This window comes from Pseudomonas sp. SDO55104_S430 (assembly GCF_054070595.1).
Genome location: NZ_JBSVXG010000217.1, coordinates 1 through 9,419 on the forward strand (window position 1 = coordinate 1; position 9,419 = coordinate 9,419).

The window sequence follows — 9,419 nt, forward strand, 5'->3', positions numbered from 1 at the left end:
CACCGCCTTCGCGGGCAAGCCCGCTCCCACAGGGATAGCATCAGGGCACAGATTCTTCGGATACAAAAAAACCGCTGACCGTTACCGGTTCAGCGGTTTTTTCATGGCCGGACGATCAGTGCGCCACGGCGGCCTGCTCGTCCATCTTCTGGCGCAGGCTCAGGGGGCGCATGTCGGTCCAGGTTTCTTCGATCCAGGCCAGGCATTCCTTTTTCAGGCCACTCTTGCCCACGGTGCGCCAGCCCTGCGGCACGGCTTTGTAGTCGGGCCAGATCGAGTATTGCTCTTCGTGGTTGACCACGACCTGAAAGAGGATGTCCTCGCGGTCGAATACTGACGTCATGCTGTTTCTCCATCGCTGTTGGGTGGGCCGCACGTGGCGTGCAGCCGGTATGTAGAAGGAACGTTCCAGGCTGGCAAATATTTAGAGACTGGCAGTCGCCGCAGCCAAAGCCCGGCCGAAAATCCCGGCCACTTCGTCGATCTGCGCGGCAGTGATCACCAGCGGCGGAAGGAAGCGCACCACGCCGCCCTGGCGACCGCCCAGTTCGAGGATCAAACCGCGCTTGAGGCATTCGCGCTGGACCAGCGGCGCCAGGCGCGCAAACACCGGCGGATGTCCCTGGGCATCCAATGCGCCGGTCGGATCCACCAGTTCAACGCCAATCATCAGTCCGCGCCCACGAATGTCGCCCAGTTGCGGGAAATCCCGCTGCAGGGTGCGCAAATGCCCGCCCAGGCGTTCACCCATGGCGGCGGCGTGTTCGCAGACATTGTGTTCGGTGAGGTAGCGCATCACCGCGGAACCGGCGGCCATGGCCATCTGGTTGCCACGGAAAGTGCCGGCATGGGCGCCCGGCAGCCAGGTGTCGAGCCAGTCGCGATAGACCACCACCGCCAGCGGCAAACTGCCGCCGATGGCCTTGGACATCACCACTACATCCGGGACGATCCCGGCGTGCTCGAAGGCAAACATCTTGCCGGTGCGGGCGAAACCACTCTGGATTTCATCGACGATCAAGGCCACGCCAGCCTTCTCGGTGATCCGCCGCAATCCGCGCAGCCACGCCAGATCGGCCGGAATCACCCCGCCCTCGCCCTGCACCACTTCAACGATCACCGCTGCCGGCAATTGCACGCCGGCCTCGGGATCGTTGAGCAGGTTTTCCAGGTAGTTCAGGTTGGACTTCACCCCCTGCTCGCCACCGAGACCGAACGGGCAGCGGTAGTCGTAGGGGTACGGCATGAACTGCACGCCATTGCTCAGCAAGGCACCCAGAGGTTTCTTCGGCCCCAGGCTGCCCATCAGGCTCAACGCGCCCTGGCTCATGCCGTGGTAACCGCCCTGGAACGACAGCACCGTGCTACGGCCGGTGGCCGTGCGCACCAGTTTCAAGGCGGCTTCCACGGCGTCGGTGCCGGTAGGGCCACAGAACTGGATCTTCGCCTGCGCCGCCAATGCCGGTGGCAACAGGCCGAACAGATCCTGTACGAACTGGTCTTTCACTGGCGTGGTCAGGTCCAGGGTGTGCAGCGGCAATTCATCGGCCAACACCTGCTGGATGGCTTCGATCACCACCGGATGGTTGTGCCCCAAGGCCAGCGTACCGGCGCCGGCAAGGCAATCGATGAAGCGACGGCCTTCGACATCTTCGACATGAATGCCCTTGGCGCGCTTGAGCGCCAGGGGAATGCGCCGTGGATAGCTGCGGGCGTTGGATTCCTGCTGGTTCTGACGGGTCAGCAACGGCGATTCATTGAACTGGTAAAGCGTTTCGGTCGGGGCGACCCGATCTTCGGCAAGGCTGGTGGCGACTGACATCTCTCGAACCTCAATACGCTGTGAATTTTGACCAAAACTGCGCATCGGCCGAGTGCGCCCTGTCAGGGCGCACCGGCCGATTTTCCTGTTCTGGAAACGCACCAGCGCATCGAGGATTTAGCCCCCCGGTCGGCTTTCTATGCAGGCGAGGTCAGGTCCTTGTGCATGGGGATGGCCTTGAGCCCCGCGACCATGAAGGCCCGGGCACAGGAGCGGTAACCCAGATTGCGATAAAAGGCTTCGCTGGAGCGGGTGCAGTGCAAGCGCACCCGTTGCTGGCCCTGATCGCGCAACCAGGCTTCAAGATCCGCCAGCAGTGCCTGCCCGACGCCGCGACGAAACCATTCCGGCTGCACGTAACAGAACGCCACCTTGCCGCAGACCGAAGCCATGGCGACGCCGACCGGCTTGTCCTGCAACTGGGCGATGTTCAGGTACAGACGTGGGTCCGCGAGCCAGTGCTGGATGTGTTCGAGGGTGGTATTGCGGGTCCAGACCGCGAGGGTTTGCGATTGGTTGCGGTGGTCGCGGGCGCAACCGATGCGGATGGAACGATCGATGATGCGGTTGATGATGCCGGCATCGGCGGGGGTGGCCTTGCAGGTTTGAATCGGGTCATCCATGGCGTTGTTCCCTCAGTCCGTTGAGTGTGGGGAACGATAGTCACGGGGTGGGCGGGTGGCCAATGTGTAGAGGTTACATTTGATGTGCAACCCCGCCCTACTGTAGGAGCGAGCATGCTCGCGATGCAGGTTCAGACACCGCGGGCATCCAGACAGCCCGCGTCATCGTTAACGACCATCGCGAGCATGCTCGCTCCTACAGGGGATCGTGTCAGGCCGGTTGCAACGGCATGGTCAGCTCCACCCGCAACCCATCCGGCCGGCTGTCGAAATGCAGGGTGCAGCCGCAGCGCTGAACAATCGCCTGAACAATCGCCAGGCCCAGGCCGCAACCGGTGCTCTGGCCATTGCGCCAAAACCGCTGGGTCAGATGCTGCAGATCATCGGCCGCAATCCCCGGCCCATGATCACGCACCACGAACTGCACGCGATTGCCGGTGGTTTGCAGGCTCAGCTCCACCGGCCCGTCACCCGGCGTATGACGCAGGGCGTTGTCCAGCAGGTTGCGCAGCGCGGCAATCGACAGCACCGACGGCATTTGCACCGGGGCGTGGGAGAATTTCGCCGGAGCGTTGAAGCGGATGCGCTGGCGGTCGCCGCCGGCGGTGTCCTGGATCGCCAGTTTCGCCACTTGTTCGGCGCTGCATTGCACGCCGTCGTCGAACGACAGACTGCCTTCGACCCGCGCCAGCAACAACAATTGTTCCAGCGTGCGGTGCAGGCGGTCGGCGCCCTCTTCGGCCCGAGCCAGGGACTGGTCGCGGGCCGCGCCGTCGGTCATGCGCGCCACTTGCAGGTGGGTCTTGATCGCGGTCAGCGGACTGCGCAGTTCGTGGGCGGCATCACCGGTCAGGCGGCGTTCGCGCTCGATGGTCTTGCCGATGCGCTGGAACAGCTGGTTCTGCGTTTCGAGTAAGGGTTGCAGTTCGCTGGGCAGCGGCTGGACCTGCAACGGCTCAAGCGAATCGGCACTGCGGCGCATCAAGGCATCGCGCATGCGGTTGAGCGGCGCCAGCCCCTGGCCGATGCCCAGCCACAGCAGGCACAGACAGCCGAGCAACGCCACGCCCACCGGCACCGAGGCCGCCAGCAGGATCGACATGTTCAGCGCCTCGCGCTCGATCTGCCGGTCAGCGGTGGTAATCCGCAGATCGCCCCGCGCCAGGGTGAAGCTGCGCCAGGGCGCGCCATCGATCATCTGGTCGTGGAAACCCATCTTCTCGGCTTCCAGGGGCTGCCCCGGATCGCTGTGACTGCGGGCCAGGATCTCGCCGCGCAACGAGCTGACCTGACAGGCCATACCGCCGGGGATATTCAGTTGTTCGGCACTGAAATGGGTGCCCTCGCCCTTGCTCGGCAACGGCGGCAATTGCTCCATCAGCCCGGCGACCATCCGCGCCGACGCCACCAGCCGCTGGTCGAGGGAAAACATCATCTGATTGCGCAGATCGCTGAGCATCCAGGCCGCAGCCAGTGCCCAGATCAACGCAAACGCGCCCCCGAGCACCAGGCTCAGGCGCAAACGCAGGCTCATCACTTGGTTTGATCTCCGCCATCAGCCGGGCCCAGGCGATAACCCAGGCCGCGCACGGTCTCGACAATGCCGTTGCCGAGTTTGCGCCGCAGGTGATGGATATGAACGTTGAGGGCGTTGCTCTCCAGCTCGTCGTTGAAGCCGTAGACGCTGTCCTTGAGCTGTTCGCTGGACAGCACGCGGCCGCGGTTATGCAGCAAGGCCTGCAACAGCGATTGTTCGCGGCGGGAGAGGTCGACCGACTGTCCGCCGAGGGTGGTTTCGCGGCTGCTCGGGTCGTAGGTCAGGGCGCCGTGCTCGATCAGGTTGACGCTGCGCCCCGCCACCCGTCGCAAAAGGGTGTGCAGGCGTGCGGCCAATTCACGCAGGTCGAAGGGTTTGAGCAGGTAATCGTCGGCGCCGGCCTGCAGGCCGTCGACGCGGTCGGTCACCGAGTCCCGGGCCGTGAGGATCAGCACCGGCAGCTCCAGGCCATTGTTGCGCAGCTGTTGAAGCAACTTCAGGCCGTCTTCATCGGGCAGGCCGAGGTCGAGTACCATCACGTCGAATTCCGCTACCTTGAGCATTGCCCGGGCCGCGGACGCCGTGGCCACGTGTTCCACGGTCAGGCCCTGGGCGGTCAGGCCGGCGACGATGCCGCTGGCGATCAATTCGTCGTCTTCGCAAACCAGTACGTGCATGGGGAGCCTCGTGTAAATAAAGCTGATTAGGCCGTTGACCGATTAAGCGGACATTATGCCGCAAGTCCCCTCACTACAAGGCCGCCAGGGTTAATGGTCGGTTAATCGACACCGCCCATTGTGCACCTCACTTGCAAAGGAATAAGGCTTTTCCATGCGTCATCTGTTTCTCCTCTTCGCTCTGCTGATATCGGGCCTGGCCCAGGCCGGTAGCAATCCGTTCGATAGCAAACCCGACTTCCTCCCTGTCGCCAAGGCATTCGTTTTCACCTCCGAACGCCTCGAATCCGGCGAAATGCAGCTGTTCTGGCAGATTGCCGACGGCTACTACCTGTACCAGAAGCGGCTGAAATTCGATGGCCTGCCCGACGACCAGCACCCCGCGTTGCCGGAAGGTGAGGCCCACAGCGACGAGTTCTTCGGCGAACAACAGGTGTATCGCCAGGGCCTGGAGCTGAAGATTCCCGCAGGCGCCACCGGCCAGGTCAAGGTCAGCTATCAGGGCTGCGCTGATGCCGGGCTGTGTTATCCGCCGCAGACTCAGGTGGTGGATCTGGGCGGCAAGGCTGACGTAGCCGCAACCGGCGAAGCGCAGGATCAGGCGCTGGCCAGCAGCCTTCAACAGCGCGCGCTGGGCTGGAGCCTGCTGGTGTTCTTCGGTCTCGGACTGCTTTTGGCGTTCACCCCGTGTTCGCTGCCGATGCTGCCGATTCTCGCCGGCCTGATCGTCGGCAGCGGCGCCTCGCCCAAGCGCGGTTTCGCCCTCGCCGGCAGCTACGTGGTGAGCATGGCGCTGGTATACGCGGCGATGGGTGTACTGGCGGCGATGCTCGGGGCCAACCTTCAGGCGCTGCTGCAAAACCCTTGGTTGCTTGGCAGTTTCGCGGCGATTTTCGTGCTGCTGGCTCTGCCGATGTTCGGTTTCTTCGAACTGCAACTGCCGGTGGCCGTGCGTGACCGCCTGGAAAATGTTTCGCGCAACCAGCGCGGCGGCAGCCTGCTCGGTGCCGGTGTACTGGGGGCCTTGTCCGGCCTGCTGGTCGGCCCTTGCATGACTGCCCCGCTTGCAGGCGCCCTGCTCTATATCGCGCAAAGCGGCAATGCGCTGCACGGCGGTCTGATTCTGTTTGCCCTGGGTATCGGCATCGGCGTGCCACTGTTGCTGGTGGTGACGGTGGGCAATCGCTTCATGCCAAAGCCAGGCGCCTGGATGAACCTGGTCAAGGGCATCTTCGGCTTCCTGTTCCTCGCCACCGCGCTGCTGATGCTGCGCCCGGTGCTGGATGAATCGCTGTGGGTCGGCCTGTGCGGCGCCTTGTTGTTGATCGCGGCCTATAGCGCCTGGAAGCAATCCGAAGGCTTCGGCCGCATCGCCCATCTGTTCGGCGTCAGCGCTGTATTGATGGGGCTGTGGGGCAGCCTGCTGGTGATCGGCGCGGCGGGCGGCAGTGACGATCTGTTCAAGCCGCTGCAGGTGTTCCGCGCCTCTGGTACGGCGGTCGCCGCGACGCCCACTGGCCACGACGCCTTCACCACGATCAAGGACCCTGCAGTCCTGCAACGGGAACTCGATGCCGCGCAGGCCCAGGGCCAGTGGGTGCTGCTGGACTACTACGCTGACTGGTGCGTGTCGTGCAAAGTCATGGAGAAGCAGGTGTTCGGCAAGGCCAATGTGATGCAGGCCCTGAGCGAGGTACGCCTGCTGCGCCTGGATGTCACCGCTGACAACGCCGCCAGCCGCGAGCTGCTCGGCCGTTATAAGGTGCCGGGGCCACCGAGTCTGCTGTGGATCGGCACCGATGGCGTCGAGCGTCGCAGCCAGCGCATCACCGGCGAAGTCGATGCCGAGACGTTCCTGCAACGCTGGACCACAACCCGAGACGCCCGTTAATGCTCACCTTCACCCTCGGCACCTTTGCCATCGCGCTCAACCATCTGCTGCTGATCAGTGCCTTGGCGCTGGCGACCTTCGTCGGTTGGCGGGTGGCCAAGCGCGGTGGCGAGAATCCCGAGTCGGTGCTGTTCGGGCTGTTCCTGATCGGCATGCTGGCGGCGCGAGTCGGTTTCGTTGCCATGTACTGGCCCCACTACCACAACGATCTCTGGCAGATCATCGACCTGCGCGACGGTGGTTTCCTCGCCTGGCCAGGGATCATCGCACTGGTCATCGCCACGCTGTACCGGGGCTGGCGTCGCCCCGGCCTGCGCCGGCCATTGGGTTTCGGCGTGGCCAGCGGTCTGGCGTTCTGGCTGCTGGCGACCTACTCGCTGACGATTTACGAGCAAGGCACGCGCCTGCCGGAAATCACCCTGCGCAACGCCGCGGGGGAAACCGTGCAACTGGCGGACTACAAGGGCGGCCCGCTGGTGATCAACCTGTGGGCGACCTGGTGCCCGCCCTGCCGCCGGGAAATGCCGGTGCTGGAAAACGCCCAGCAACAGCGCCCGGACCTGACGTTTCTGTTCGTCAATCAGGCCGAAAGCATGCAGAGCGTCGCCACCTTTCTGGAAACCCAGGGCCTGAGCCTGTCCAACGTGTTGTTCGACGGCAGCGGTCGCCTGGGCCAGGCCGTCGGCTCCATGGCCCTGCCGACTACACTGTTTTACAGCCCCGACGGTCGCCTGCTGGGCAGCCATCTGGGTGAGCTGTCCCAAGCGAGCCTCGCCCGCGCCCTGGAAAATTTCGATTCCGTACCTGCCACTTCTTCAAGGAAACCGCCATGCCCCGCCTCCGCCACCTGCTGACCCTGAGCCTGGGTGCCGCCCTGCTGCATCTACCGTCGGTGCAGGCTGAAGAGTTGCCCGCTGCGATCAAGCAGATCGAGGCCAAGGGCGCGAAAATCGTCGGTCAGTTCGATGCTCCCGATGGCCTGCGCGGCTACGCGGCGCAGTACCAGAATCGCGGCATGGCGCTGTACCTGACGCCCGATGGCAAACATGTGCTGTTGGGCAATCTGTACGACGAAAAGGGCAACGACCTGAGCAGCGAGCCGTTGCAGAAGCTGGTGTATGCGCCGATGTCCAAGGAGGTCTGGGGCAAGATGGAGGCGAGCAACTGGATCGCCGACGGCAGCAAGGATGCGCCGCGGGTGGTGTATCTGTTCAGCGACCCGAACTGCCCTTACTGCAACATGTTCTGGGAACAGGCGCGGCCCTGGGTCAAAGCCGGCAAGGTGCAACTGCGGCACATCATGGTCGGGATCATCCGCGAAGACAGCCCGGGGAAATCCGCCGCACTGCTCGCCGCCAAGGATCCGCAGAAAGCCCTGCAAGACCACGAGTCCGCGGGCAAGGGCAGTTCGCTCAAGCCGTTGAAGGACGTGCCGCCGGCCATTCAGGCCAAGCTTGCGGCCAACATGCAGCTGATGGACGACCTGGAGCTGCAGGCCACGCCGGCGATTTTCTACATGGATGACAAGGGTGAGCTGCAACAGCAGCAAGGCGCGCCGGCACCGGAGAAATTGGTGAAGATTCTCGGGCCGAAATAACGCGCGCGGGTGGCGTAATTACCTGTGGGAGCGAGCCTGCTCGCGATGGTCGTCAACGATGACGTGGGCTGTCTGGATGCCCGCGGTGGCTGGGCTACCATCGCGAGCATGCTCGCTCCTACAGGGGTTCTGTTTTTATTCCTGGTTGCGTTTGGACAGGAATGCCAGCAGCGCGTCGGTGACGAACTGCGGGTTTTCCAGATTGGAAATATGTCCCGCCTCCGGCACCAACACACACGGGCAACCAATCAACTCAGCCATTTCCTGCGCTTCGCTTGGTGGACGCGGTTTGTCCTGGTCGCCGCAGATCACCAGCGTGCTCGCAGCATCCAGTTCGCCCAGACGCGGCAGCAGGTCATCGCGGCCAAAGGTAATCCGCCCCATCGGCACCACGCTTTCGCGCAGGCGCTCTGGTGACAGCGACGCCAGTTTGGCGCGGAAGTCCTGATACAGCGCCGACTGCGGATCGATGCCCGGGCGGAAGAAGATCGGCACCACGATGTCCAGCAACTGCGGTGCGATCACGCCGGTGTCTTCGATCATCTTGAACAGCGAGAAGTAGTACTGGCGGGTCGCCTCCGGTTCGACGCCGACATAGGTGTCCATCAACACCAGGCCGTTGAGCCGCTGTGGTGCCGACAGCGCCAGCCGCACGCCCCACATACCACCGACCGACAGGCCGACCAGGGTCACGCGGTCGATGTCCAGGTGATCGAGCAAAGCCAGTGCCTGACGCGCGATGTCGTCCAGCGAAGTCGTCCCGGCCGGCAGCGCCCCCGACTCACCGTGGCCCCACAGGTCCAGGGCGATGACCCGATGGTTTTGCGACAAGGCGGCAATCTGCGGCGCCCACATGGCCTGGTCCCACAGGTAACTGCCCGCCAGCAAAACCGCCGGGCCGGTGCCTTGATCGAGGTAGTGAAGAGGTTGTCCGTCAATTGATACGAAAGGCATTGACTGTCTACTCGCCAGGAAAGGGAGCGCAAAGCCTGAGCTGTGCGTCCTCGACAGTCAATAAACCAAAGGTGTGGGTTGTGTCGGAGCGTTCTGACACAGGCTGGCATTTTGGTTGACCGGCATTCCGTCATCGCGGGCAAGCCCGCTCCCACAGTTTTAGAGCCGTCCCTGAATCAGCGGCTCGACTCGGTCATTGTGGGAGCGGGCTTGCCCGCGATGAGGCCATCAAATTCAGATTTGATGGTGACTGACACACCGCCATCGCGAGCAGGCTCGCTCCCACAAGGGATCCGGGTGTTCACAAATACTGTGTCC

The 9,419-nt window shown here is 63.6% G+C and carries 9 protein-coding genes; 3 read left to right on the forward strand and 6 right to left on the reverse strand.

The window, feature by feature from the left end; translation table 11 throughout:
• Positions 1-115: 115 nt before the first annotated feature.
• The 5 genes from ACW9JE_RS25250 to ACW9JE_RS25270 all read right to left on the reverse strand — a co-directional run bounded on the left by ACW9JE_RS25250 (position 116) and on the right by ACW9JE_RS25270 (position 4,659).
• The gene (locus ACW9JE_RS25250) at positions 116-343 is read right to left on the reverse strand and encodes an MbtH family protein (protein ID WP_457434280.1); all 228 of its coding nucleotides are present in this window, start codon (positions 341-343) and stop codon (positions 116-118) included.
• An 81-nt stretch (positions 344-424) separates the two neighbouring features.
• The gene (locus tag ACW9JE_RS25255; RefSeq protein WP_457434281.1) at positions 425-1,822 is read right to left on the reverse strand and encodes a diaminobutyrate--2-oxoglutarate transaminase; all 1,398 of its coding nucleotides are present in this window, start codon (positions 1,820-1,822) and stop codon (positions 425-427) included.
• Positions 1,823-1,959: 137 nt separating this feature from the next.
• Positions 1,960-2,445, reverse strand: coding sequence for a GNAT family N-acetyltransferase (locus ACW9JE_RS25260; RefSeq protein WP_457434282.1), 486 nt, complete (start codon positions 2,443-2,445; stop codon positions 1,960-1,962).
• A gap of 211 nt (positions 2,446-2,656) precedes the next feature.
• Positions 2,657-3,982, reverse strand: coding sequence for an ATP-binding protein (locus tag ACW9JE_RS25265; RefSeq protein WP_224538009.1), 1,326 nt, complete (start codon positions 3,980-3,982; stop codon positions 2,657-2,659).
• Positions 3,979-4,659 carry a response regulator gene (locus ACW9JE_RS25270; RefSeq protein WP_224538007.1) on the reverse strand — a complete coding sequence of 227 codons (681 nt, stop codon included), beginning with the start codon at positions 4,657-4,659 and terminating at the stop codon, positions 3,979-3,981. The genes ACW9JE_RS25265 and ACW9JE_RS25270 overlap by 4 nt, the downstream gene beginning before the upstream one ends.
• Before the next feature lie 154 nt (positions 4,660-4,813).
• Between ACW9JE_RS25270 and dsbD the strand changes: the two genes are divergently transcribed.
• Genes dsbD through dsbG form a run of 3 tightly spaced genes read left to right on the forward strand, consistent with a single transcriptional unit; the run spans position 4,814 to position 8,147 of the window.
• The gene (gene dsbD / locus ACW9JE_RS25275) at positions 4,814-6,550 is read left to right on the forward strand and encodes a protein-disulfide reductase DsbD (protein ID WP_457434283.1); all 1,737 of its coding nucleotides are present in this window, start codon (positions 4,814-4,816) and stop codon (positions 6,548-6,550) included.
• On the forward strand, positions 6,550-7,404 hold the full coding sequence (locus ACW9JE_RS25280; protein ID WP_224538004.1) for a TlpA disulfide reductase family protein: 855 nt from the start codon (positions 6,550-6,552) through the stop codon (positions 7,402-7,404). The genes dsbD and ACW9JE_RS25280 overlap by 1 nt, the downstream gene beginning before the upstream one ends.
• Positions 7,380-8,147, forward strand: coding sequence for a thiol:disulfide interchange protein DsbG (gene dsbG, locus ACW9JE_RS25285; RefSeq protein WP_224538002.1), 768 nt, complete (start codon positions 7,380-7,382; stop codon positions 8,145-8,147). Before ACW9JE_RS25280 ends, dsbG begins: the two co-directional genes overlap by 25 nt.
• Positions 8,148-8,282: 135 nt before the next feature.
• Here dsbG and ACW9JE_RS25290 read toward each other — a convergent pair whose 3' ends face one another.
• Positions 8,283-9,101, reverse strand: a complete 819-nt coding sequence (locus ACW9JE_RS25290) for an alpha/beta fold hydrolase (RefSeq protein ID WP_224538001.1) — start codon at positions 9,099-9,101, stop codon at positions 8,283-8,285.
• Between the last annotated feature and the right edge of the window lie 318 nt (positions 9,102-9,419).